Raw genomic sequence first — 25,240 nt, forward strand, 5'->3', positions numbered from 1 at the left:
CGGGCCCGCAGGCGTGCATTAGGACAGATCGAACCGGTCGGCGTCCATGACCTTGGTCCAGGCCGCCACGAAGTCGGCGACGAACTTGTCGCGGGCGTCGTCGCTGGCGTAGACCTCGGCGAGGGCCCGCAGCTGCGAGTTGGAGCCGAAGATGAGGTCGACCGCGGTCGCGGTCCACTGCACCTTGTCGGTGGCCAGGTCGCGGATCTCGTACACGTGCTCGTCGGACTCCGACGCCTTCCACCGCGTACCGGGGGAGAGCAGGTTGGCGAAGAAGTCGTTGGTGAGCACGCCGGGCCGGTCGGTGAGGACGCCGTGCTGGGCGCCGCCGACGTTGGCGCCGAGGGCGCGCAGGCCGCCGACGAGGACGGTCGTCTCGGGGGCGGTCAGGTCGAGCATGTAGGCGCGGTCGATGAGCAGCACCTCGGGCTGGGTCTTCTCGCCGGGGCGCAGGTAGTTGCGGAACCCGTCGGCGCGCGGCTCGAGGACCCGGAAGGACTCGATGTCGGTCTGCTCCTGGGTGGCGTCGGTGCGCCCCGGGTGGAACGGCACCGTCACCTCGACGCCCGCGTCGCGCGCGGCCTTCTCCACGGCGGCCGAACCGGCCAGCACGATCAGGTCGGCGAGCGAGATCTGCGCGCCGCCGGCCTCGTTGAACTCCCGCTGGATGCCCTCGAGGGCGGTCAGGACCGTCGCGAGCTGCTCGGGCTGGTTGACCTCCCAGCTGCGCTGCGGCTCGAGGCGGATCCGGGCGCCGTTGGCGCCGCCGCGCTTGTCGGTGGACCGGAAGCTTGCCGCGGACGCCCAGGCGGTGGAGACCAGCTGGGCGGTGGTGAGGCCAAACTCCAGGACCTTCGCCTTGAGGGCGGCGACGTCGGCGTCACCGACGAGCGCGTGGTCGACGGCCGGCACCGGGTCCTGCCACAGCTGCGCCTCGGGCACCCACGGTCCCAGGAACCGGTTGACCGGACCCATGTCGCGGTGCAGCAGCTTGTACCAGGCCTTGGCGAACGCCAACGCAAACTCGTCGGGGTTCTCCAGGAAGCGGCGGGAGATCTTCTCGTACGCCGGGTCGACGCGCAACGACAGGTCGGTCGTGAGCATCGTGGGCTTGTGCTTCTTCGCCGGGTCGTGCGCGTCCGGGATGATCGCCTCGGCGTCCTTGGCGACCCACTGCTTGGCACCGCCGGGGCTGGTGGTGAGCTCCCACTCGAAGCCGAACAGGATCTCGAAGAACCGGTTGCTCCACTGCGTGGGCTTGTCGGTCCAGGTCACCTCGAGGCCGCTGGTGATCGTGTCCGCGCCCTTGCCGCTGGCGTAGCTGCTCAGCCAGCCCAGGCCCTGCGCCTCCAGCGGGGCGCCCTCGGGCTCCGCGCCCACGTGGTCGTCGGCGATGCCGGCGCCGTGGGCCTTGCCGAAGGTGTGCCCGCCGGCGATGAGGGCGACGGTCTCCTCGTCGTTCATCGCCATCCGTGCGAAGGTCTCGCGGATGAAGTACGCCGCTGCCTGCGGGTTCGCGTTGCCGCGCGGGCCCTCGGGGTTGACGTAGATGAGACCCATCTCGGTCGCGCCGACCTCGGGCGCCATCTCGGTGTCGCCGACGTAGCGGTCACCCAGCCAGGTGTCCTCCGGGCCCCAGAAGATCTCCTCGGGCTCCCAGACGTCCTCGCGGCCGAAGCCGAAGCCGAAGGTCTTGAAGCCCATCGACTCCAGGGCGACGTTGCCGGCGAGCACCAGCAGGTCGGCCCACGAGACCTTCTGGCCGTACTTCTGCTTGACCGGCCACAGCAGGCGGCGGGCCTTGTCGAGGTTGGCGTTGTCGGGCCAGCTGTTGAGCGGGGCGAACCGCTGGCCGCCGTCACCGGCGCCGCCGCGGCCGTCGTGGATGCGGTAGGTGCCCGCGGCGTGCCAGCTCAGCCGGATCATCAGGCCGCCGTAGTGCCCGAAGTCGGCCGGCCACCAGTCCTGCGAGGTGGTCAGCACCTCGGTGATGTCCCGCTTGAGGGCCTCGACGTCGAGCTTCTCGAACTCCTTGGCGTAGCTGAAGTCCACCCCGAGCGGGTTGCCCTTGGACGAGTGGGCGTGCAGCACCGACAGGTCGAGCTGGTTGGGCCACCAGTCCCGGTTGGTGCGCGGACGACCGCCGGTCTTCGGGGTGGGCGCGTCGATCGCGGGGTTTTCGCTCTCGCTGCCCTGCGCGGTCACGGAGTCGTGCGCGACCGGGCAGCCGCCCACCTTCTCGTTGTCCTGAGTGTCGCTCATCTTGTTCCTTCCGAACTGGCGGTTCACTGGGGAATGCGTGTGGTCGCGCAGCCAGGTTGCCTGCGCCGCACGAGACCGGCGTCGGTGAGCGCCCTCAGTACGTCGTACACCGTCCTGGCAGGCACCGTGGGAAGTTCGGGCCGGGCCAGGGAGATCACCCTGCCGGTGCCGACGCGCGAGTGGTCGCGCAGCGCGGTGTGCGCCGCCGACCGGAGCCGCGTCACGCGTAACGAGGCCGCCTGCGGTCGCGCCTCGGATCCGGACGTCACCCGATCAACATATGCCACTTGTCTGGAACAGTTCAAGTTTTCTACCAGCGCGTTCGCGAATTCATCCCCGCGCGTCCTGGACGTCACCGACGCCCGGTTCACGCGGTGACCCGGCGCACCACCCGGAGCAGATACTCGTCCCGGTCCAAGGGGTTGTGGTCGGTCCGGGCCCGGCTCGGCGGCGCGCCCGTCACCGGCTCGTGCCGCTCGAACGCCGACTCGAGCACGCCCTCGCCGCGGGTCAGCCCGGGCAGCCGGACCTGCAGCTCGTGCACCCTGGCCGCCGGGATGTCCCCGTCGAGCACGCAGACCGTGCCCCGGGTGACCGTGGCCCTCGGCACCGCGTGCAGGCGGGACAGCACGGGCAGCAGCGCGCCGAGCTGATCGGCCGGCGCCTCGAGCCGGAAGCGGTGCACCGGCTCGTACACCACAGTGCCGGCCCGCCGCAGTGCGGTCATGAGCACCAGCGGCGTCAGGCTGCGGAAGTCGTACCCGGTGCTCGACATGCTCTTGTCGAACTGCTGGTGGGCGTGGCTCTGCCGGGGCCAGTACCCGGAGCGGGTCATCGTCACCGTGCAGTCCTCGACCTGCCAGCCGTGCAGGCCCTGCCGCAGCGTGGCGGTGACGGTGTCCTGCACGGCGGTGAAGAACGCGGCCGGCATCGCGCCCGCCTCGACCCCGAGCCGGAACGTGATCCCCGTCCGCGCCGGCGCCGGCTCGACCCGCAGCCCGATCGTGGCGAGGAACGGGTTGCCGTCCTTCTCGCCGATCTCGACCGCCTCGCCGACGCCGGCCGGCCGCTCGACGCAGATCGTCGAGGTGTCCCGGAACGTGACCTCCAGGCCGTACTCCTCGGCGAGCGTCGCCTGGATGACCTCCTTCTGCACCTCGCCGTACAGCGACACGGACGTCTCCCGCCGCACGTCGTCGTGCCGCACGTCGATCAGCGGGTCCTGCTCGGCGAGCTGGATGAGCGCCGCGTACAGCGCACCCCGCTCCGCGGGCCGGACCGCCTCGACGACCGCCTCCAGGCTCGGCGGCGCGAAGTGGTGCCCCTCGGCCCCCGGCCGGGGCAGCCCGACCGCGTCGCCGATCCGCACGTCGGCCAGGCCCCACACCTTGCCGATCCGGCCCGCCGGAAGGACCGCCGACTCGGCCGCGCCGCCGTCGTCGAACACGGCGATGCCCGTCACCTTCGCCTCGCCGCCGCCGGACAGGCGCACCCGCTCCCGGGTCCGGACCGTGCCGCCGAACATCCGCACGTACGCCACCTTGTCCCCGGCCGGACCCCGCTCGACCTTGAAGACGCTGCCAGACACCGGCTCGCCGGCGTCGCCCCGGGCGGCCGGCAGGAACCCGGCGATGCCGGCGGTGAGCGCGTCGAGCCCGGCGCCGGTGATCGCCGAGCCGAAATAGACCGGGTGTACGAGCGCCCGGCCGGTCTGTGCGGCGAGGGCCCTGCGCACCCGCCCGGCGGACACCGCGGCGCCCCGCACGAACGCGGCCAGCAACGTGTCGTCGTGCTCCGCGAGCACGTCGAGCGCGGGCGGCGCCGGGACGAAGGCCGCCGCCCGGGTGCCGAGTCCCGTCGGCACACCCATCGGCACGATGGCCGGCGTGAGCCGCTCGGCGAGCTCGCGCAGGATGCCGTCGCCGCGCGCGCCGGCACGGTCGATCTTGTTCACGAAGACGATCGTCGGGATCCGCAACCGGCGCAGCGTCCGCATGAGGATCCGGGTCTGCGCCTGCACACCCTCGACGGCCGACACGACGAGCACCGCGCCGTCGAGCACGCTGAGGACCCGCTCCACCTCGGCGATGAAATCCGGGTGGCCGGGGGTGTCGATGAGGTTGACGGTGACGTCGCCGACCGTGAACGAGACCACGGCCGACTTGATGGTGATGCCCCGCCGCCGCTCGAGCGCGAGCGTGTCGGTCTGTGTGTTGCCGTCGTCGACGGAACCGGGCTCGTCGATGACACCGGCGGCGTGCAGCAGCCGCTCGGTGAGGCTGGTCTTACCGGCGTCGACGTGCGCCAGGATGCCGAGATTCACGATACGCAAGTGGCGTCAGGTCCTCGAGATAGACAGTGATGGCCATCTGGGTGAACACAGACGCAGCTCGCATCCCTGACTCCTCAACTCGCGGACAAGACCCACTCAGCCAAACAGAGGCCGGATGCGCCCGCAACCGGAAAACCACAAACCACCTGACCACGCCTCATCGCGTACGCGCGCCCACGAACAGGCGCGGGGCGGCGCGTCGAGCAACATATGGCGGGGTCGGTTACGTGTAGGGCCGGGAGCTGTGGAAGGGGGTCGGCCGATGGGGCTGTTCCGGCTCGGCCGTCGACGCGGCCAGGACGACGACTTCGTCGCGTACTACGAGGCCCGGGCGGCGGCGCTACGGCGTACTGCCTACATCCTCTGCGGGGATTGGCATCTGGCCGAGGACCTGACACAGATCACCTTCACGAAGTTGTACATGGTCTGGCGCCGGCTCGATCACGATGGCACGCTCGACGGGTACGCCCGCCGGACGTTGGTGCGCAGCTTCCTCGACGAGCGGCGCCGGCCGTGGCGGCGGGAGACCGCCATTGTGCCGGAGAGCCCGCTGTTCGACGTCGCGGTCGAGGATCCCCGTTCGGCCGACGAACGGGATCAGCTGCTCTCGGCCCTGGCCCAGGTTCCCAATCGGCGTCGAGCCGTGCTGGTGTTGCGGTTCTGGGAGGACCTCTCGGTGGAGCAGGTGGCTGAGATGTTGGGCTGCACCAGCGGAACCGTCCGCAGCCAGACGGCGCGGGGGCTGGTCGACCTGCGCGCCGCCCTCGGCGACTCGCTGACCGGACTTTCCGAACGGATCGGATAGTCCGATGAGTGACGCGAGGCATGTTTTCGAGCGGTTGGTCGATGGTCCGGAGCCGCTGCTCACACCGGCCGGGTCGGTGCTGTCGGCCGTGCGGCGTCGGGCCCGCCGGCGCGCGTCGTTGAGTGTCGCAGGCGTTACGATGGCCGTACTTTCCGTCGTCGCCGGAATCGCCGTCATCAGACCGGGCGCCGGTGCTCCGGGGACGACGATCGTGGCGGCCCCACCCACCTCGGCCAGCGTCGGCCCGACGGCGCCGGGCGCGGCACCGCAGCCGGTCAACGCGGGGTCGATGGGGCAGCTGTTGACCGCCGCGGTGCCGGCTCCATACACCGCGCAGCCGGTGCCGCTCGTATCCGCCACGGGCGACGGGTCGGCACCCTTCGCCTGGTTGGCCGATGCGAACAGCCAGTACTACCGGGTCGGCATCATGGTCGAGATGCGGGACGGCGGCCGGGCCGGACTCCTGACCGGGATCATCGGCAATGATCGGCCGGCCGGGCTCAATCCCGCCGACCCGTGCGCGGTCAAGCCTGATCTGGCGGTAGAGGGCATCCGGGTCGACGGTTGCTCGGTGCTGACCGCGGCCGGGGGCGTACCGATCCGGCTGGTGGTCGGGCACGACGAGACGGCCGGCACCGTCTACGCCGCGGTGCGCTTCGTCGGCGACGGCTACGTGGCGATCGTGCTGAGCCAGGGCGTGCGGCCCTACTTCAAGCAGTACAGCTACGGCGGAGGGCAATGGCAGAGTGCGGTCCGTGCCGGCGACACGCTGCCGCTGACGACCATGCCGATCGTGCCGCAACATGTGGCCGACCTCGCCGCGAGTCCTGCCGTACTACCGTGAATCGGGCAGGCTGCCCCGCTCGAGCAACACGCCGGGCGGGTTGCGCCGTGTTGTGCGTGTGCGAGTTCATGTCCCATTCCTGGCGCTGGCGCTGCTGACCGTCGCCGGCTGCGCCCAGTCGCAGACCACCCCGGCGGTCGCGACCGCGGCCAGCCGGCCGCCGGTGCCCGCCGTCTCCGTCTCCAGCAGCCCGGCGGAGTCCGCCTACGACAAAGCGTTGCGCTACACGCGGTGCATGACCACCCACGGCGCGCCGACCGCCGACCCGGTGGCGGGCGAGGCGTTGGTGACGACGAATGTCATGCACGTCGGCGATACCGCGGCGGTCATCGACGCGCGGCGGCAAGCCTTCGCGGCGTGCCAGGTTTACCTCCCGTCCACCTGGCCGGTCAAGCAGAGCAGCGCCGACGCCGCGCGGGAGAAGCCGTTCCGGGACTGCGTTCGCCAGCAGGGCGTCGACTGGCCGGAACCGGACGCCTCTGGCTACGTGAACCTGCCGACCGATCCCAACGCCATGACGACGCCGGCGTACGAGGGGGCCATCCAGGCCTGCCGCCATCTGCTCGACGATCCCGCCAACCAGTTGCCGGAGAACCGATGAGAATCGCCGCCTTCGCCGTCCTCGCGACCGTCGTGCTGGCCGGCTGTACCACCACGACGACACCTACGGTCGCAAGCGCGCAACGGCCCGACCCAGGCCCGGCCGTGTCGAGCCCGCCCGCGTCGCCGTCCGCGCCGGAGTCCGACTACGACAAGGCGCTGCGGTACGCCCGTTGCACGAACGAGCACGGCACGAAGATGGCCGATCCCGTGGTCGGTGAACCGTTGCAGACCGGTGACGTCCTTCCCGGCGGCTGGCAGGCCCAGACGAACGACGCGTTCGAAACGTGCAAGCAGTTCCTGCCCGCTACCTGGCCGGTGAAGGTCGATCCGGCCGAACTGGCCAAAGAGAAGGCTTTCGACGAGTGCATGCGCAAACGCGGGGTCGCGGTGCCCGAACCTGACGCCAACGGGATGATCGCCTACCCGACCGACCCGCACGCGCAGGACCAGGCGCTGGTTGAATCGGCCGTCGCCGCCTGCCGGTACCTCTACGACGACCCGGCGAACAACCAATGAGGCGCTGGTGGCCCCTGCTGGCGGCCGGGTTGGTGGTCGCGTTCGCCGCCGTCGCGATCCTGCTCGTCCGTCCGCACGGGACCGGCACGATTCCTGACCACCCGCCGGCGACCGCCACCGTCGCCCGCGGCACGCTGGTCGCCAGCGTGATCTACCCGGGCGGTCTCGCGTACGGTCCGGAGGAGGGCGCCACGAGCCGGCTCGACGGCACGGTCACCTGGCTCGCCCCGATCGGGTCCACAGTGGACCGGGGTAAGCCGCTGTTCCGGATCGACGACACACCCGTCGTCCTGATGATCGGTGCGGTGCCGGCGTACCGCGCGATGGCGGCCGGCACGACCGGTGACGACGTACGCCAGTTGGAGTCGAACCTCGCAAAGTTGGGCTACAAGGGTTTCACCGCGGACGACACGTACACCGACCAGACCGCGACCGTGGTGAAGGCCTGGCAACGTGATCTCGGGCTGCCGCCGACCGGCACGGTCGAACTGGGCCGGGTCTTCTTCGCTGCCGGCCCCGTCAGGATCGCGCAGCACAAGCTCCACGCCGCCGATGTCGCCAGCGGGCAGGTCCTCACCTATACCGGTACCCGGCGGCTCGTCACCGCGAACGTGCCGGCCCATGCCCAGGCCCTGGCCAAACCCGGCACGACCGCCACTGTGTTGCTGCCCAGCGGCAAGGAGACCGGTGGGCGGGTGCGGTCGGTCGGCCCGCCCCCTCCCGACCAGGCGGCGGCCGGCGGCGAACCCACGGTTGCGGTGGTGGTCGAACTGTCCGATCAGTCCGCTGTGGACGGACTCGACGACGGCCCGGCCCGGGTCCGCTTCGTCGGCGAGGAACGCAAGGACGTGCTCTACGTCCCGGTCGGTGCCCTGCTGGCGTTGGCCGAAGGCGGGTACGGCCTGCAGATCATCGACGGCGACGCCAGCCGTATCGTCGCCGCCGCCACCGGGCTCTTCGCGGACGGCAAGGTCGAGGTGAGCGGACCCGGCATCGAGGCCGGCCTGACGGTCGGCATGGCCCGGTGACGGCCGCGATCGTCACGCTGCGCGGCGTGACCAAAACCTATCCCGGCGGCGTCACAGCCTTGCGGGACGCCGATGTGAGCGTCGCCGCGGGCGAACAGGTCGCCATCGTCGGGCCGTCGGGCTCGGGAAAGTCCACATTGCTCCACATCATCGGAACGCTCGACCGGCCCACCACCGGCGAGGTGTCCATCGCGGGACACGACATCGCAACGTTGCCCGACCGCCGCCTGGCCAGTCTGCGGGCAACCACGATCGGCTTTGTCTTCCAACAGTTCCATCTCACGTTCGGCGTGAACGCGCTCGACAACGTCGCCGACGGCCTGCTCTACGCGGGGCTGCCCCGCCAGCGCCGCCGGGAACTGGCACGCGTGGCGCTCGATCGCGTCGGCCTGGGCCATCGGGCCGCGCATCGGCCGAACGAGCTGTCCGGCGGTGAGCGGCAACGCGTCGCGATCGCCCGCGCGGTTGCGGGCAGGCCGGCGCTGCTCCTCGCCGACGAACCGACCGGCAATCTCGATTCGGCGACGGGCGCCGGCATCATGGACATCCTGGCTGACCTCAACGCCGGCGGCACCACGGTGCTCGTCATCACCCATGACCGCGAACTCGCCGCGCGGCTGCCCCGGCGGATCGGGTTGCGTGACGGGCGGGTCATCGGGGATGACGTCCAATGACCACCGTGGACATTCGGCGGCTCGCCGTAGCCGATGTGCTTCGCGTGGGCGCGCGGGGTCTACGGTCCCGGCCGCTGAGGGCCGTGTTGTCGGCGCTCGGCATCGCGATCGGCATCGCCGCGATGCTGACCGTCGTCGGCATCTCCGCCTCCGGCCGCGCCGATCTGCAACGTACGCTCGACCAGCTCGGCACCAATCTCCTGACGGTCGAAGGTGGACAGACGAACCAGGGCGAGGCGCGGCAACTGCCGGACGAGTCGGTCGCGATGATCCGTCGGATCGGTCCGGTGACCGCCGCCTCGGCGCTGCGCCAACTGCCCGACAGCGTGCACGTGTACCGCAACGATCACGTGCCGCAACAGCAGACCGGAGGGATCCTCGTCTACGCCGCCGATCTGGACCTGCCCGCCACCGTCGGCGCGACCATCGCCCGCGGCGCCTGGCTCAACCAGGCGACGGCCTCGTTCCCCACAGCCGTGCTCGGCGCCGACGCCGCCCAACGGCTGGGGCTCACCGACCCCGACCCGCGGGTCCTGATCGACATCGGCGGTGCGCCGTTCGCCGTGATCGGCATTCTGGCGCCGGTGCCGCTCGCGCCCGAACTGGACAGCGCGGCCCTCATCGGACCGGCCGCCGCGGCGACCGTGCTGGCCGTTCCGGGCCACCCGACCACCATCTACCTCCGTGCCGATGACGCGCAGGTGGCCGCGGTCCGCGATGTGCTGGCGGCGACCACAAACCCGCAGGCGCCCTATCTGGTGGCAGTGTCCCGCCCGTCCGACGCGCTCGTCGCGAAGATCGCCACCGAGCGGGCGCTCAATGGCCTGCTACTCGGCCTCGGCGCGGTCGCGCTGCTCGTCGGCGGCCTCGGCGTCGCCAACACGATGGTCATCTCGATACTGGAGCGACGATCCGAAATCGGCCTGCGCCGCGCGCTCGGTGCCGGTCGGAGCCAGATTCGGCTGCAGTTCCTGACCGAGTCGCTGCTGCTGACCTGCCTCGGCGGGCTGGCCGGACTGGCGTTGAGCCTGCTCGTAACGGCCGGTTACGCCACGGCGCAACAATGGCCGATTGTCCTGCCGGCCTGGGCGATCGGGACGGGACTGGCCGCGACACTCGCCGTCGGCGTCATCGCCGGTCTCTACCCAGCGGTCCGCGCCGCCCGGCTCTCACCCACCGAAGCCCTCGTGTCGTAGCCCTCTGTCAGGCTGAATGTCCGTAGATGGACGGCGAGCCCATGCGTGATGCAGCCGAGCCGCGCGCAACAAGGACGCCTGACGGGTGGCGCTGCCGCATCCGCCGGCGCCGCCAGTGTCAGGGTCCTTCATGGATGGAGGGCTAGACTGGCGGCGACGACAGGAAGGCGGGGCGTGCGGCTATGGCGGACGAGGCGAAGCCGGTCGCGCCCGGAGACGTGCTCAGTTTCCATCTCCGGCGCGCCGAGCAGGCGATCGTGGCGCGCAAGGCGCACGGGGTGCGTGAGCTCGACCTGACCGAGGCGCAGTGCAAGGTGCTCGGCCAGCTGGCCGGGGCGGCCGCCAAGTCCAGCACCCAGCTGTCTCGTGAGGCCCTCGTCACCTCCCAGACGATGACCGGCATCGTCAAGAACCTAGAGGCCAAAGGGCTGGTCGAGCGGCACAGTTCGCCGGACCACGCCCGCGTCATGCTCGTCTCGCTCACCCCGGCCGGTGTTGAGCGCGCCGAGGCCGCTGCCGACCTCGCCGATCGGGTCGAACACGGGCTCCGCGAGGCGATGACCGAGGCCGACTACCGCCGGCTCGTCGAACTCCTCGACCGGGTGGCCGAGATCGCCCCCGGCGTTCCCGCGGAGCACACCGACCGCTGAGCCGACACCTCCGGCAGCGGGGTTCCCCAGGTTTCGACGCTTCCACGCGCCCCGGCGTGCCGGTCTGTTGCGGTGCGCCGGGAATGCCCCTGTTCGGTTCCGTGTTGCGGAGTATCGTTCACTGTTGAAGGTCCCTGATACAAGCAAGGGGACATACATAAGACAGGGACCTTACAAGTCGTCGGTACCGAAGGGGAACTGCCATGAACCTGTCCGGAAGCACCGCTCTCGTCACCGGCGCCACGGCCGGGATAGGCCGCGCCGTGGCCCTGCAGTTGGCCCGGGAGGGGGCGGAGGTGGTTGTCCACGGCCGCGACGCCGATCGCGGCCGTGCCGTTGTGGGTGAGATCGAGGCGGGCGGCAGAGCTGCGCGGTTCGTCCAGGCCGACCTCACCGACGCCGCCGACGTGCTGCGTCTGGCCGAACGGGCGGGCGAGGTCGACGTCCTTGTCAACAATGCGGGTATCTACCGGTTCCTGCCGACGTCGCAGATGACGGCCGAGCTGTTCGACCTGCATATGAACCTCAATACCAAGGCCCCCTACCTGTTGGTCCGCGCGCTGGCTCCCGGCATGGCCGAGCGGGGCGGCGGCTCCATCGTGAACGTCAGCACTCTCGCCGCCGCAGTACCCACCAAGGGGACGGGCATGTACGCGGCTTCCAAGGCCGCGCTCGAACAGCTCACCAGGGTGTGGGCCGCCGAGTACGCCGACCAGGGCGTCCGGGTCAACGCGGTGGCCCCAGGCCCCACCCGCACGCCTGGCACCGACGACATGGACGCCGCCACGTTGAAGGCCGTCGCCGACACCACCGCCATGCGGCGCGTGGCCGAGCCCGCGGAAGTGGCCGAGGCGATCGTCTTCCTCGCCTCGGACCGCGCCAGCGACATCACCGGAGTCGTGCTGGAAGTGGCGGGAGGCCGGCTCGGTATCGGCTGACGCCGGCTCGCGACTCGCACAGGTAGCCGACCGCACGCGCACACGGTCATCACGGAAGTGTTGTGAAAGGTCCATCTCATGCCACTGGCTCTGCTCGCCCTGGCCATCGGTGCCTTCGGCGTTGGAACCACCGAATTTGTCATCATGGGACTGCTCCCAAACGTCGCGGCCGACCTGGGGATTTCCATTCCCACCGCGGGCAACCTGGTCTCCGCTTACGCGCTCGGCGTCGTCATCGGCGCGCCACTGCTCGCGGTGGTCGGGGTGCGCATGGCCCGCAAGCACCTGTTGATCACACTGATGGCCGTCTTCGTCGCGGGTAACCTGCTCTCCGCGCTGGCGCCGGGCTTCGAATGGGCCCTCGCCGGTCGCTTCGTCTCCGGACTTCCCCACGGCGCGTACTTCGGAGCCGGCTCCGTGCTGGCCGCCCACCTCGCCCGAAAGGGGCGCGAGGGCCGCGCCGTCGCCACGATGCTGCTCGGGCTCACGCTGGCCAACATCGTCGGCGTTCCCACCGCCACCCTGCTCGGCCAGACCCTCGGCTGGCGCGCCACGTTCCTCGTGGTCACTGCGATCGGCGTCCTGGCCGTCGCGAGCCTCGCCCTGCTCATCCCCTACGAGCCGGCCGGACCGCAGCAGAGCCTGCGCCGGGAGGTGCGCGCCCTCGGCGACCGGCGGGTCATCCTCGGCCTCGCCACCGCGGTCTTCGGCTTCGCCGGAGTGTTCGCGACGTACGCCTACCTCGCCTCGATCACCACCGGCGTGATGGGGCTGAGCGAGTCGTCCGTCATGTGGGTCCTGGCCCTGTGCGGCGTGGGCATGACGATCGGCGTCATGGCGGCCGGCCCGCTCACCGACCGGGCCGCCCGGCCCACCGCCTACGCCAGCCTCGGCGGCCTCGCCGTGGTCCTGGTCGGCTTCTATTTCACCGCGCACATCACTTGGATCGCCCTGATCATGGTCGTGCTGCTCGGCGCGGTCGGCTTCCTGATGACCGCACCCTTGCAGATGATGGTCATCCGCGCCGCCGCCGATGCCCCTACCCTGTCGGCGGCGTCGAACCACTCGGCGTTCAACCTTGCCAACGCGGGCGGGGTCTGGCTCGCGGGTGGCGTGATCGCCGCCGGGTGGGGATGGATGTCGGCCGCACTCGTCGGAGCCGTCCTGGCCGTGGCCGGCCTGACCATCGCCCTGATGGCCGGGCATCTCGACCGCAGCCCGGCGGCGCCGACCCCGGAACCGGCCGGGAAGGCGATCCCGACCGCCCTGACCCCGCAACTCGAGGAGGCCGGCCCCGTGCCGTGCCCGACCCCGATGTAGTCCACAGTGGACAAACGAAGAGAGGCGGTTGATCTGCGTTTCCGCAGGCCAACCGCCTCTTTGTGGTGCGCGCCCGAAGGGACTCGAACCCCTAACCTTCTGATCCGTAGTCAGATGCTCTATCCGTTGAGCTACGGGCGCTCGGTGCTCGCCTAGTGTACACACCAGGTTTTGCGCGGAGGCTCCGGGATTCGAACCCGGGATGGGCTTTAAGACCCAAACCGCATTAGCAGTGCGGCGCCATAGACCGAACTAGGCGAAGCCTCCAACAACCCCCGTCGCCAGGAGCCGCCGTCCGAGGATACAGGGACAGCGAAGGACCGGGCAAAGCGGGTACGCTCCCGGCGCGTCGCGACGACCGCCATCACTGGCGGAGGCACTGTTCCCGCTGCTCACGGCGTCGACGTGGCGTGACACGGCCAGCCCCTCACCCTTCACCCAGGAGTGCCATGCTGACGCGCGCCCTCCGCCGTCCCCTGCTGCTGGCAGCAGCGGCGACGGCGACCACCCTCGCCCTGACGGTGGTTCCCATCACACCGGCCCTCGCGGCCGGCCCGACGAACGGCAACCGGGCCGCGACGGTCGCCGCGGCCACCGGGTCCATCGCCGGTCGGCTCGCGACGGCCGGCGGCGCACCGGTCGCCGGCTCGTGGGTGACGGTCAATGACGAGCAGGGCAACTACTACAACGGCGGCCCGACCGACGCCGACGGGCAATACCGCGTCGACGACCTCCCGGCCGGCAGCCGGTACGTGGTGAGCTTCAACGGCGCACACGGGGTCACGCAGTGGGCACACCACTCGCTGACGGTGTACGGCGCGCAGCGCTTCGCGGTGACCGAGGGGCAGACGACCACGGTCGACGAGACCCTCGCACCGGTGGGCGCGGTCCGGGTGGTCGCGCACGACGCGGCGAGCGGGGCGACGCTCCAGCGGTTCTGCCTGTGGACGGCGGAGACCTCGGACTACAACCGCTGCACCGAGGACGGCGCGATCGTCATCGACGACGTGTACGCCGGGGCGTGGCACCTCATGCTCAGCACCGACGACGGCGTACACCTGGACCGGGGCGACGTGCCGGTGACCGTCGTCAGCGGGCAGACCGCACAGGTCGACGTGGCGCTGACGGCGGGCGCGACGATCACCACGACGCTCACCGACCGGGCGACGGGCGCGCCGGCACAGGGCTGCGTGCAGCCGGTCGACGTCAACCAGCCGCTGCCCGACACCGGCTTCCGCCAGTGGTGCACCGAAGGGGGCGGCAACACGCTGCAGATCGGGCCGATCGCGCCCGGCACCTATCAGCTGATCGCCGACCCGGACCTGGACACGCTCGGCCTGCAGTGGGTCGGCGCGGCCGGCGGTACCGGCAGCCGCGAAGCGGCCCAGCTCGTCACCGTGGCGAGCGGCGGCGTCGCGGCCGGGCCCGCGGTCCAGTTCGACCCGGCCGGCATCATCCGCGGCAAGTACACCGACGTCACCACCGGCGCACCGGTCGGCGGCGCCTGCGTCTCCGTCATCACACCGCCCCGCAACCCGGTCGGCGGCGACGGCTGCGGCCGGGTCACCCAGCCCGACGGCACCTACACGCTGACCGGCGTCGGGCCGTACACGTGGGCGGTCGGCTTCGCGAAGTTCCAGTACCAGTGGCGCTGGACGGGCAACGCGGTCAACCGCCACGAGGCGAACACGGTCACCGTCGTCGCGGGCCGGAAGGTGGCGGCCAACCTGAAGGCCCGCAGCGGCGGCGGCACCATCGTGGGCACCATCCGCGACAGCGCCGGCGCGCCCGCCGGGGCGTACATCAGGGTCGTCGACGCGCTGACGGGCGAACCGGTCGCGTTCGCCGCCAACGTCAACCAGGACGCCACCTACACGATCGGCAACGTCCCGCCGCAACAGGTCAAGCTGTACTACGTCACGCCCGGCGGCAGCGCCGGCTGGCTGGGCGGCACGGACCTGGCCACCGCCCGGACGTACCAGATCCGCAACAACAGGACGACGACGATCGCCGTCACGGTCCCGGTCTGACCGGCCGGCCCGGGGACTCATCCAGGGTCCCCGGGCCGCACGACGGGTGCTGAACCCGCATGCGCATTACGCTCTTGCGGATGGGAGAGGAACCAAAATCCACCGAGCCCCCGGGCTCCGACGAGACGCCCTCCCGCCCGAGGGTCCTCGGTGACACGTCCCTGCGGTTCGAGCCGCCGCCGCAGGAGGCCGTCGTGGACGAGCCGCCCGCACCGGCCGCCACCCCGCGCCCGGCGACCACGCCGTTCGGCGCGCCGCCCGCGCCGGTGCAGCCGCCGCGGCAGGTGACCCCGCCTCCACGGATTCCGCGCCCGTCGGCGGCGCCGGTGACCCCGTTCGCGCCGCCACCTCCGCCCCCAGCGGCCAAGGCCACACCCGCGAAAGCCACGCCCGCGAAGGCAGCGCCCACGACGGCAGCGCCCACGAAGGCCGCACCGGCAAAAGCACAGGCCGCGCCCGCGAAAGCAGCACCTGCGAAGGCCACACCCGCGAAGGCCACACCGGCGAAGGCGACACCCGCGAAGGCAGCACCGGCGAAGGCGACACCCGCGAAGGCAGCTGCCGCGCCCACGCCTCCCGCCGCACCTGCGAAGAAGGCGGCGGCCGCGAAGAAGGTCCCTGCGGCGAGGAAGGCCGAGCCGCCCGCTGCCGTCGCGCCCGTGGCACCTGAACCGGTGGCAGCGGCCGTGGTCGAGCCCGATCCGGTGACAGCTCCGGAAGCGGCGCCTCCTGCGAAGAAGGCAACGAAGAAGGCCGTCGCGAAGAAGACTCCGGCCGCCAAGGCTCCGGCGAAGAAGGTGGCCGCGAAGAAGGCGGCCGTCAAGGCGACCTCGACGCAGGAGGTTCTCTTCCCGGCATCCACCGCGCAGCCACAGCCTGCGGCACAAGCGGAGCCAGCACCGCAACCACAGCCAACGCCGCAGCCGGAGCCAGCGCCGCAGCCGGCACCGCAACCGGAGCCGGCACCGCAACCGGAGCCAGCGCCGCAGCAGGCCGTCGAAGAGCCCACGCCGCGGCAGGCCGTCGAAGAGCCCGAGCCGCGGCTGGTCGAAGGGCGCGTCGAGGTCGCGGCGGCCGACCCGACCGACCTGGGCACTCCGGAGCCGGCGCCGCAGCCGAGGCCGGCGCGGGACGGGCGGGGGATCAACCCGGCGTACCTCCCCGAACTGCTCGCCCTCACCGCCGTCGCCAGGCTCGGGGAAGGCGCCCGGCAGCGGGTCGAGTGGTACGCCGTGAACTATCCGGGCGTCGACGGTGACGCGGTGTCCAGGGCGATCACCCGGGAGTTCGTGCGGCGGGCCAGGCGGCAGGGGTTCGCGGCGGGGGCGGCCGGGTCGTTGGGGCTGCTCGTCGAGGCGGCCGGGGTCAATTGGCTGCACGCGAAACTGGTCCTGCACCTCGCCGCCGCGCACGGGCACGATCCCCTCGACCGGGAGCGGGCCGCTGAGCTGCTCGTCCTTCAGCGGGTGTACGCCGAGGTCGAAACCGCCGAAGCGGCCCTCATGGCGGCGGAACAGGCGCAGCGCTCACGGCGGGCCGGGCCCGGGGTGGGTGTCGCCCGGCTGGCTGGCCCGCTGGGCCGGACTCTCGGCGGCGGGTTGCTCCAGGCCGCCGGCGTCAGGATCGCCCGGCGCGCGGTGCCGGGCATCGGACCGGTGCTCGGCGCGGTGGCCGCGGTCAGGTCGACCGAGGCGATCGCGATGCGTGCCACCCGCTACTACCGCCGCAAGTCCGGCCTCACCGCACCGAACCAGGCGCCGTAAAAGGCGCCGTAAAAGGCACCGTAAAAGGCACCGAAACAGGCACCGTCAGAGGCGCCGCGACAGGCACCGTAAATGGCGCCGCGGCCGGTGCCGGGCCGATGGCGACCGTCGTCCAGGCCCGGGCCGCGGTGCCGTCGCCGAACTCGACCATGCCCAGGTACCGCTTCGCCGGGTCGAGACCCTTCCACGCCACGTCGAAGCCGACGACCTGATCCGGCCGCACCGCGGCGACCGGCGGCGAGACGCTCAGGTTGCCGGCCGCCGTCCCCCCGACCAGGAACGTGTGCGCTTTGACCGGCTGGGCGTCGGCATCGGGCGGGGCGGCGAAGCGAACGACGTACACCTCGAACACCCCGGTGGACGTGAGCGCGATCTCCTCGTCGGCGGTGGTGCCGTCGCTGCGGCCCACGAGCTCGCCGTCCTGATAGGCATAGAGGTCGACGTCGGTGCCCGGGGCGACGTCGGCGGCGAACGTGGCCAGCCGCGCGACCTCGGCGCCGGACGGCACGGTGGTGCTGAACTTGAAGACGGCGGGGCCGGTGGCCGGCGCGGTGGGCACGAAGCCGGCGGTGCTCCCGGCGAGCTTCTGCTCGTTGACGATCGACGGGACGAGCCCGAAGACCTTGGTGGTGATGCTGCCGGTGTACCCGCCGGTGAGGTCGATCGTGGTGGTGCCGGCCGGGCCGGCGCCGGTGACCTCGCCCGGGCCGGCGAGCGCGACGGGCCGGGCGCCGATCGGGCTGCGCACCCGGTGCCCGCGCAGGTCGGTCCAGGTGAGGGAGCCGAAGGTCCAGGTGCGGTAGGCGGCGTCGGTGCGCGTGATGGTGACCGTGAACGTGGCGCTCTCGCCGGCGGCGACGCTCAGCGTGCTGGGCGTGACGGTGACGGCGAGGCCCTGGGGCGCGGTGACGGAGGCGACGTAGACGCTCGGCTGGCCGGCGACATTGGTGACGGTCCGGGTGACCGTCTGCGTCCCCGGCAGCGCGGCGACGGCGATCGAGGGGTAGTTGAGGTCGCTGGGGTCGGCGCTGCCGATGGTGGCGCACCAGTCGTTGACCAGCTGCAGCTGGCCGAGGCCGCAGGCGTAGCGGGCCCAGTCCTGGGGTCCGGACTCGTAGACGAGGCCGGGGTCGAAGGCGCGGGCGGGGGTGACGTGCCCCGAGCCGTAGTCGAGCGGGCCGGCGATCTTCCCGGCCCGCTGGATCATGCCGTCGGTGTTGTCGAACACGCTCGCCGTGGTCATGAGCGCCGAGCGGACCGCGGCCGGCGACCAGGCGGGGTGGGCGGCGCGGACCAGGGCGGCGATGCCGGCGATGTGCGGGCTGGACATGGAGGTGCCGGACTCGCCGTCGAACAGGTTGCCGTGGTGCCCGGCGGGGGAGACGCCGGCGACGATGTCGACGCCGGGTGCGGTGATGTCGGGCTTGATCAGGTCGCCGCCGCCGGCGAGGGCGGGCCCGGCGGAGGAGAACGCGGCCATCGCGGGGGCGCGGGCCACGACGTCCGACACGGCGGACAGGGCGGCGGTCGGGGCGGCGGTCTTCAGGTACGCCTTGATCGCGGCGCCGGCGACGTCGTCGACGTGCACGGTCGGGATGAGGTGGTAGTCGGCGTTGAGGGAGTTCTCGCTCGGGTTGTAGAGGATCATGCCGACACCGCCGGCGTCATGGACCGCGATGCTCTTGTCGGTGCGGGGGTTGACGCCCCGCTTGCAGAGCACGATCTTGCCCTTGACCTTGGCGGGGTCGAGGGCGCCGGGGTAGCAGAGCTCGACCTTGTCGGCCTCGGCGGTGGCCAGACCGGCGGTGACGGCGTCGACGAGCGGCGCGGACGGCACGGCGGGGCCCTGGCCGGCGCCGGCGTAGGTCGTGCCGTTGCCGAGGGTCACGGACTTGTCGGCGCCGCGGTCGTGGGAGCTGGCGGCGACGGTGGTCACCCAGGGTGCGTTGTGCGCGACGGTCGACGCGTCGGGGCCGCTGTTGCCGGCGGAGGTGGCGATGAAGACCCCGGCCGCGGCGGCGTTGTAGAAGGCCAGGTCGATCGGGTCGACGATGGTGTCCGGGCTGCCGGAGACGGAGTAGTTGATGACGTCGACACCGTCGCTGACCGCGTCGTCCACGGCGTCGAGCAGGTCGACGCTGCCACCGGACCCCTCGCCGTCCGACTGCCGCCACAGCGCCTTGTAGACGGCGATGCGGGCGGCGGGCGCCATGCCGGAGACGCTGCCGACGGGATCGCCGTTGATCACGGCGGGGATGTCGTGCAGGCCGGCGGCGGTGGTGGCGGTGTGAGTGCCGTGGCCGTCGTAGTCGCGGGGTGAGCGGAACTCCGACTCCCAGCCGCCGAAGCCGCTGGCGTCGTAGTACCGCGCGCCGATGACCTTGTTGTTGCAGGTGATCTTCTGCTGGGGGGTGCCGGTGCCCTCGTCGCACTTGTCGGCGCCGCCGGCGGTCCACTTCTTGTCGATGACGGCCTGGTCGGGGCGGGGTTCGGGCAGCGGGGCGAGGCTCGGGCTCTCCGGCCAGAAGCCGGTGTCGATGATGCCGACGATGACGCCCTCGCCGGCGTGGGCCGGGTCGCCGAACTGCCGGTTCCAGGCGCCGGTCTCGCCGGCCAGGCCCAGGAAGTCGGGGGTGGAGATGGTGTCCAGGGTGTGCCGTTCGTTCTTCCAGACGCGGCGCACGCCGGGGGTCTGCTCGACCCGGGCCTTCTGCGCCGGGGTCAGGGCGGCAGCGAAGCCGTTGAAGGCCGACTCGTACACGGCGGCGGTCCTGGTGATGCCGGTGCGCCGCAGGACGGCCGAGCGGTCGGCGCGGATCCGGCCGCGGGCACTCTCCTGCCGGCCGGCCGGATCACCCGCCAGCTGGACGATGTAGAGCGAGGTGTCCGCCTCGGCCTGGGCCGCGACCGGCATCGCGAAGACGGATGAGGCGACAAGGGTGACGGCGAGAAGGATTCGGCCCACAGAGATCAGACTAATTGTGGCGATTTGCCCTATCTCAGGAACGCCAAATGATCCTTGAGCAGGGCGTACCCCACGAAGGAGACGATGTCGAGGATCGTGTGCGCGACGATCAGCGGCATGACCCGCTTCGTGCGCTGGTAGAACCAGCCGAAGATCAGGCCCATGACGAAGTTGCCGATGAACCCGCCGAAGCCCTGGTAGAGGTGGTACGACCCGCGGATCACCGCGCTGGTGACGATCGCCGGCCACCAGCCCCAGTCCAGGTCGCGCAGGCGGGTCAGCAGGTAGGCGATCATGACGACCTCTTCGAGGACGCCGTTCTGCAGCGCGGCGAGGATCAGCACCGGCACCGACCACCAGTGCGTGCCGAGCGCCTCCGGCACGATCTGCGCGCTGATGCCGAGCTCCTGGGCGGCCCAGACGAGCCCGAGCCCGGGCAGGCCGATCAGGGCGGCGAGGCCCGTGCCCCAGCCCAGGTCGGACCCCGGACGCACGCCGAACCGCCAGTCGTGGTGGTCGCGGCGCAGCAGGTACACCGCCAGCAGCGGCGCCACGAAGCCCAGCCCGGTGTACACCAGCTGGTAGGACAGGTCGAGCCACGGCCGGTCCGGCGTGATCGACGGGTTGAGCGTCGCGGTCTGCTCCGACAGCGGCTTGACGTAGGTGAGCCGGTCGATGATCGCCAGGATCGACAGGATCGCGGACCTGCCGAGGGACACACCGAGCAGCAGAAGCACCTCGACCCGGACGGCCCGCTTGTCGATCACGTCGAAACTGTAGTGCGGCAGGGGCGCCGCCCGCACGAACGGCGCCCCTGCCGTATCACGAGTCCCCGAAGGCGTCGTACTTGATGCGAATTGCGGGGACCTGCATCTCCGCGAGAGTGCGCAGGGTCGAACGCACCATCTGCGGCGAGCCGGAGACGAAGAAATCGTGGTCGTTCCACGGGCCGTAGCGGGCGACCACGTCGGAGATCTTGCCGTGCTCCCCGGGGAACTCGGGGTCGTCGCTGGTGGCGGCCACGACCGAGAGCCACGGGTAGCGGGCGGCGAGCCGGTTGAGGCAGGCCAGGTCGTACAGGTCCTCGCGGTCCTTGGCGCCGAAGAAGACGTGCACCCAGCGGGTCCGGTTGGCCCGGGTCATCTCCTCGATCAGGGCCTTGATCGGGGCGAGTCCGGTACCACCGGCGACGCAGACGATGTCGCGGGTCGAGCGCCGGTCCATGACCATCGAGCCCATCGGCGCGCCGAGGCGGATCATGTCGCCCGGCTGGACCCGCCGGACCAGGGCCGAGGAGACCCAGCCGGCGCCGACGGCGCGGACATGGAAGTCGATCGAACCGTCCTTGCGGGGCGCGTTCGCCGCGGAGTACACGCGCCACAGCCGCGGCTGGTACTTGCACTCGACGCTGATGTACTGCCCGGCGCGGTACTCCAGCGGCTGCAGGGGGCGGCAGGTGAGCACGGCGACGTCGTGGCTGCGCCGCTCGTGATACAGCACCTCGGCGTGCCAGTACGGCGGGTTGGTCGAGTCGGCGTCCGCACCCTCGATCATCTTGGCCGCGATCACCGCGTAGGCGTCGCGCCAGGCCTGGTCGAACTCGACGGTCCACTCGTCGCCGGCGAACGTGCGCAGGGCCTCCATCAGCGCGCCGCCGACGTCGTCGTAGTGTTCGGGCTGCACGTGGAACTTTCGGTGGTCCCGGCCGAGGGACTGCAGGTATTCGGCGAACGTGTCGGGGTCGTCGACGGTCTGCACGGCGGTGACGATCGCGCCGAGGAGCCGGGAGCGCTGCACGTCCATCTGGACCGGGAAGAGGTCCCTCAGCTGCGGATTGTTCAGGAACATACGCGCGTAGAAGTAGCTGGCGAGTTTGTCCTGCTGCTCCTCGACGAGGGTCCAACTCTCCTTCAGTAATCGCGACAGATTGCTCATCGGTGCCCTTCGCGGTCAAACGTAGGTGCCGTAGGAGAGCCAGCCTCGTCACCAGGGAAGACCACGCATCGCACTGACTGTGCGACGTCTCGTGTTCGCCGGTTGTTTTCCGCTCGACGCGCCGCTCGTGGGCGCTGGACAGGGGCCGTACGGCTGTGTCGCACTGACTGTCCGGCCGTCCCACCGGCCCGGTGTTTGGCTGACCTCAGGCGTTATGTCTCCCGGAGGTGCACCGTGCCGACACTGTCCGACCACGAGGTCCAAACCGAGCTCGACGACCGGATGCAGAACTTCGTCCGGCGTCAGGAGATGCTGTTCGTGGCGACCGGCGAGCCGGACGACGGCCACGACTGCACGTTCGTGACCGGCGGCGCCGGCTTCGTGCGGGTCCTGTCGGTGAACCGGCTGGCGTGGCCGGAGTTCGACGAGGCGGGCCTGTCCGACGCGATCTCCGACATCGACCGCGACCCGCGGGTCAGCCTGCTCTTCGTCGACTTCGCCCGCGGCGCGATCGGCCTGCACGTCGACGGCAAGGCGAAGGTCCTCGACGACGACGCGATGCGCCGCGCCTACCGCGCCCTCAACCTCGACCCGACCCTGGACCTGGTCGCGGACCGTCGCCCGGCCCGCTGGATCACCGTCTACGTCGAGTCGGCCTACATCTCCGCCGCCGGCGAGCTCTGACCGTCAGGCGTAACGCCAGGGCTTGCCCGTCTGGCGGTACTCCGTCGTCGGTACCAGCGGCGCGTCGTGCTCCATCCGGTCCAGGTAGAGGCGCCCGTCCAGGTGGTCGATCTCGTGCGCCACCAGGCGGGCCAGGGCGCGCTCATAGACCGTCGTGATCGTCGTGCCGTCGAGGAGCTCGCTCTGCACGGTGATCTCCAGCGGGCGCCGCACCAGGCCGCGCACGTCGAAGAACGACAGGCAGCCCTCGAACTGCTCGTCCGCGTCGCCTGACTCGGCCACGACCATCGGGTTGATCAGCACGATCTGCTCCGCGTCAGGCTCCGCGGAGCGGATGACCGCCACCGCCAGCCCCGCACCGAGCTGTGGGGCGGCGAGCCCCACGCCCTTCACGAAAGGGTGCAACGCCTCGATCCGGTCCAGCGCCGTGGACAGCTGGTCGATGACGTCCTCGGCCCGCGCCGACTCCCCGGGCAGGTCGAAGCGGCGCACCGGCCGGTCGAGGCCGGCGTCGCCGCGTTGGATCACGCCGGCCGCGCGCATCGCGTCACTCGAGGCCGGCTGCACGAAAGGGGGCTCCTCCCAGTCGTCCGGCTGTTCCACCGCCCCCTCGGGCCGGGTGCCCCGGAAGCGCCATTCCAGGCGGTACCGGTCGTGCAGGGTCGCCTGCTCGGTGTGCCACGAGAAGACGGCCCGCCCGTCGACGGACAGCTCCTGGGTGATCGGGGTGCGCAGCGGCACCTCCTCCGCCGACAGCGAGGTCTGCACGCCCCAGACGACCGGCCGCATCCGGGCCGGGAACTCGACCTCGATGGTGAGCTGCCGGGTGGGGAGGCGGACGGTGCGCTGGAACCAGTGGCCCCACTTCTCGACGCTGATGTGCCACGAGTACGCGATGGTGGTCCGCTGGCCCGGGTACAGGGGGAAGCGGCCCTGCGCGTTCTCGAACAGCAGCCACGCCTCCTTGAGCGCGTCCCGGTCGGTCTTGGACCGCCAGTCCATGGGCTCACCGGCGCACGACGCGACCATCGCCAGCTCGTCCCACGACATGGGGTGGTCGCGGTGATGGCGGTTGGAGCGCGCGGGATCGTCCGGGTAGCGGTCCACGGAGATCCGCACCAGGTAGCGCGTGACCGGCTCGGTGCCGGCGTTGTAGAGCGCACGGCGGACCGTGCACCGGTATTTGCCGTCGACATAGGACAGCCGGGCGGTCTCCCGCTCGACGACCAGTCCCGTGCCGGGCGGCAGCCACTGATCGGGCACCGGCGGGTCGCGGCCGGGCAGCCCGACGCGGCTGCGGGCGGTCGCGCGCAGCTCGTCGTATTCCTTGTATCGCTGCCAGATGGCGCCGCCGCTCTGCAGGATGGCCTCGGCGCGCCGGGCGAAGTCCTCGGTGGGGCGGTGACGGCGGGCCTCGACGTGGCTCACGTAGGAGGCGTCGAACCCCATCGCGGCGGCCAACTGCTTCTTGGACATGTTGCGATCGATGCGCCACCGCGCGAACTCCGCGACGAACGCCTCTGACGCCCGCTGCACGGGAGAGTCGCTCGTGGTCATGTCCGGCCCAGCCCGCAGGGAGACGGCCCCTGCCCGTTCAGTGTCCCTGGGGCGACCAGTCGAACAGGTCAAGCGGTCAATTTGCCGACAAAAGGGTTGACAACACCACTTCATCGGCGTTGATCAACGTTCCTGGATCAGCAACACGCTTGTACAAAGTCACACAAAGTTACGACAGATCCTGGACAATCGAGGAGTGGTTAGGCTTACCTAATCGCTGTATCGTGGGCGCTTGGCACGCACGTCTGGGGGTATCGACCGGTGGTGAGCACCGCACACACGGAGTTGACGAGCGCCGCGACGCGGCGCCCTCGCCGTGTGTCCCCCCACCGGATCGGCGACCCAACGTGACCGCGCTCATCAGCCACGCGACCGTCAACCCGCTTGCGCCGGTGATCGCGTCGCTCGCGCGGATGGGCATCAGGCACGGAAAAGAATCACTCCAGGGGCTGTCGACCGGCCTGGTCACCCACACCCCCGGCTGGCACAGCGCAGGTGAGCTGCTGACCGCGGAGGGTGTCCGCGAGTGGCTCGACGCCGCCGCCGGGCGCTGGAGCGCCCAGCCGCACGCGGCCGCCGCCCTGGCCTGGAAGTGCTATTCCTACTGGCTCGCCCTACCCGCCGTGATCGGGTTCGCGACCTCGCGGCGGGTGCCGCTGATGACCCCCGACCACGTGCTGGTCCGCTTCAGCGACCGGCAGCCCTTCCTGACCCTCGCGCTGCGCCAGCCGGTCACCGCGGTCCTTGCGACCGACCCGATCGTCGCCTCCGAGACCGCCGGCCTGCTCATCGTCGAGGACGAGGACGAGCTGCTGGGCGTCATGCGGCGCTCGCTCGTCGACGCGCACCTGGACCCGATGCTCGACGAGGTGCGCAAGCAGGCCCGCCTCAGCCGGCGGACGCTGTGGGGCTCGGTCGCCTCCGGCGTCTCCTACGCGATGTCCCGCGGCTTCGTCGCGCCGCCCGCGGAGGTCCTGGACACCACGCACCGCGTGCTGGCCGCGCTCGGCGCCGACGACCTCGTCGACCTGTCCGTGCGGGCCGAGGGCGGCCTGGACATCAAGCGGCGCACCTGCTGCCTGGCCTTCACGCTGCCGACCCCGAAGGTCTGCACCAGCTGCTGCATCCGCCAGTAGGC

The 25,240-nt window shown here is 71.3% G+C and carries 20 protein-coding genes, 2 tRNA genes and 1 pseudogene; 13 read left to right on the forward strand and 10 right to left on the reverse strand.

Going from position 1 to position 25,240, the window contains the following annotated elements; translation table 11 throughout:
* Positions 1-18: 18 nt before the first annotated feature.
* The 3 genes and pseudogenes from katG to AB0K00_RS04030 form a co-directional block, all read right to left on the reverse strand.
* Positions 19-2,262 (reverse strand): catalase/peroxidase HPI, encoded by a 2,244-nt coding sequence (gene katG / locus AB0K00_RS04020; protein WP_363514810.1) that lies wholly within the window; start codon positions 2,260-2,262, stop codon positions 19-21.
* A gap of 53 nt (positions 2,263-2,315) precedes the next feature.
* Positions 2,316-2,531 (reverse strand): annotated as a pseudogene (locus AB0K00_RS04025) (transcriptional repressor); the annotation flags it as partial.
* Between the two features lie 98 nt (positions 2,532-2,629).
* A complete protein-coding gene (locus tag AB0K00_RS04030) occupies positions 2,630-4,585 on the reverse strand; it encodes a translation factor GTPase family protein (protein WP_363515073.1) in 1,956 nt (651 codons plus the stop codon).
* A 271-nt stretch (positions 4,586-4,856) separates the two neighbouring features.
* Between AB0K00_RS04030 and AB0K00_RS04035 the strand changes: the two genes are divergently transcribed.
* The 10 genes from AB0K00_RS04035 (at position 4,857) to AB0K00_RS04080 (ending at position 13,168) form a co-directional block, all read left to right on the forward strand.
* On the forward strand, positions 4,857-5,399 hold the full coding sequence (locus AB0K00_RS04035) for a SigE family RNA polymerase sigma factor (RefSeq protein WP_363514813.1): 543 nt from the start codon (positions 4,857-4,859) through the stop codon (positions 5,397-5,399).
* Positions 5,400-5,538: 139 nt separating this feature from the next.
* Complete coding sequence (locus AB0K00_RS04040; protein ID WP_363514816.1) at positions 5,539-6,243, forward strand: hypothetical protein; 705 nt, start codon at positions 5,539-5,541, stop codon at positions 6,241-6,243.
* Positions 6,203-6,844: a hypothetical protein gene (locus tag AB0K00_RS04045; RefSeq protein WP_363514819.1), complete on the forward strand. Its 642-nt coding sequence runs from the start codon at positions 6,203-6,205 to the stop codon at positions 6,842-6,844. Before AB0K00_RS04040 ends, AB0K00_RS04045 begins: the two co-directional genes overlap by 41 nt.
* Complete coding sequence (locus tag AB0K00_RS04050) at positions 6,841-7,362, forward strand: hypothetical protein (protein ID WP_363514822.1); 522 nt, start codon at positions 6,841-6,843, stop codon at positions 7,360-7,362. Before AB0K00_RS04045 ends, AB0K00_RS04050 begins: the two co-directional genes overlap by 4 nt.
* Entirely contained in the window at positions 7,359-8,390 is a 1,032-nt protein-coding gene (locus AB0K00_RS04055; RefSeq protein ID WP_363514825.1) for a peptidoglycan-binding domain-containing protein, read from the forward strand. The genes AB0K00_RS04050 and AB0K00_RS04055 overlap by 4 nt, the downstream gene beginning before the upstream one ends.
* Positions 8,387-9,064 (forward strand): ABC transporter ATP-binding protein, encoded by a 678-nt coding sequence (locus AB0K00_RS04060; protein ID WP_363514828.1) that lies wholly within the window; start codon positions 8,387-8,389, stop codon positions 9,062-9,064. The genes AB0K00_RS04055 and AB0K00_RS04060 overlap by 4 nt, the downstream gene beginning before the upstream one ends.
* Complete coding sequence (locus tag AB0K00_RS04065) at positions 9,061-10,260, forward strand: ABC transporter permease (RefSeq protein ID WP_363514831.1); 1,200 nt, start codon at positions 9,061-9,063, stop codon at positions 10,258-10,260. Before AB0K00_RS04060 ends, AB0K00_RS04065 begins: the two co-directional genes overlap by 4 nt.
* Before the next feature lie 182 nt (positions 10,261-10,442).
* A complete protein-coding gene (locus AB0K00_RS04070; RefSeq protein WP_363514834.1) occupies positions 10,443-10,910 on the forward strand; it encodes a MarR family transcriptional regulator in 468 nt (155 codons plus the stop codon).
* 203 nt (positions 10,911-11,113) lie between these two features.
* Positions 11,114-11,848 carry an SDR family oxidoreductase gene (locus AB0K00_RS04075; protein ID WP_363514837.1) on the forward strand — a complete coding sequence of 245 codons (735 nt, stop codon included), beginning with the start codon at positions 11,114-11,116 and terminating at the stop codon, positions 11,846-11,848.
* 78 nt (positions 11,849-11,926) lie between these two features.
* A complete protein-coding gene (locus AB0K00_RS04080) occupies positions 11,927-13,168 on the forward strand; it encodes an MFS transporter (RefSeq protein WP_363514840.1) in 1,242 nt (413 codons plus the stop codon).
* Positions 13,169-13,236: 68 nt separating this feature from the next.
* On the opposite strand, the gene AB0K00_RS04085 is transcribed toward AB0K00_RS04080, so the two are convergent.
* Positions 13,237-13,309: transfer RNA gene (locus tag AB0K00_RS04085), tRNA-Arg, on the reverse strand.
* 35 nt (positions 13,310-13,344) lie between these two features.
* Positions 13,345-13,435, reverse strand: a tRNA-Ser gene (locus AB0K00_RS04090).
* Between the two features lie 182 nt (positions 13,436-13,617).
* Between AB0K00_RS04090 and AB0K00_RS04095 the strand changes: the two genes are divergently transcribed.
* A complete protein-coding gene (locus tag AB0K00_RS04095; protein ID WP_363514843.1) occupies positions 13,618-15,198 on the forward strand; it encodes a carboxypeptidase regulatory-like domain-containing protein in 1,581 nt (526 codons plus the stop codon).
* A 17-nt stretch (positions 15,199-15,215) separates the two neighbouring features.
* On the opposite strand, the gene AB0K00_RS04100 is transcribed toward AB0K00_RS04095, so the two are convergent.
* From AB0K00_RS04100 to AB0K00_RS04115, 4 genes are all read right to left on the reverse strand, one after another.
* The gene (locus tag AB0K00_RS04100) at positions 15,216-16,616 is read right to left on the reverse strand and encodes a pentapeptide repeat-containing protein (RefSeq protein ID WP_363515076.1); all 1,401 of its coding nucleotides are present in this window, start codon (positions 16,614-16,616) and stop codon (positions 15,216-15,218) included.
* Between the two features lie 319 nt (positions 16,617-16,935).
* Positions 16,936-19,926 carry a S8 family serine peptidase gene (locus AB0K00_RS04105; RefSeq protein ID WP_363514846.1) on the reverse strand — a complete coding sequence of 997 codons (2,991 nt, stop codon included), beginning with the start codon at positions 19,924-19,926 and terminating at the stop codon, positions 16,936-16,938.
* A 29-nt stretch (positions 19,927-19,955) separates the two neighbouring features.
* Positions 19,956-20,693, reverse strand: a complete 738-nt coding sequence (locus tag AB0K00_RS04110) for a CPBP family intramembrane glutamic endopeptidase (RefSeq protein ID WP_363514849.1) — start codon at positions 20,691-20,693, stop codon at positions 19,956-19,958.
* Between the two features lie 55 nt (positions 20,694-20,748).
* Positions 20,749-21,861 (reverse strand): globin domain-containing protein, encoded by a 1,113-nt coding sequence (locus AB0K00_RS04115; RefSeq protein ID WP_363514852.1) that lies wholly within the window; start codon positions 21,859-21,861, stop codon positions 20,749-20,751.
* A gap of 234 nt (positions 21,862-22,095) precedes the next feature.
* Between AB0K00_RS04115 and AB0K00_RS04120 the strand changes: the two genes are divergently transcribed.
* Positions 22,096-22,545: a pyridoxamine 5'-phosphate oxidase family protein gene (locus tag AB0K00_RS04120; protein WP_363514855.1), complete on the forward strand. Its 450-nt coding sequence runs from the start codon at positions 22,096-22,098 to the stop codon at positions 22,543-22,545.
* Positions 22,546-22,548: 3 nt separating this feature from the next.
* Here the strand turns inward: AB0K00_RS04120 and AB0K00_RS04125 are convergent, their stop codons facing one another.
* The gene (locus AB0K00_RS04125; RefSeq protein ID WP_363514858.1) at positions 22,549-24,102 is read right to left on the reverse strand and encodes a peptide deformylase; all 1,554 of its coding nucleotides are present in this window, start codon (positions 24,100-24,102) and stop codon (positions 22,549-22,551) included.
* Between the two features lie 347 nt (positions 24,103-24,449).
* Here AB0K00_RS04125 and AB0K00_RS04130 point away from each other — a divergent pair, with 347 nt between their 5' ends.
* On the forward strand, positions 24,450-25,238 hold the full coding sequence (locus tag AB0K00_RS04130) for an IucA/IucC family C-terminal-domain containing protein (protein WP_363514861.1): 789 nt from the start codon (positions 24,450-24,452) through the stop codon (positions 25,236-25,238).
* Positions 25,239-25,240 lie beyond the last annotated feature (2 nt).

The organism is Dactylosporangium sp. NPDC049525, from assembly GCF_040676755.1.
Lineage (GTDB): Bacteria > Actinomycetota > Actinomycetes > Mycobacteriales > Micromonosporaceae > Dactylosporangium.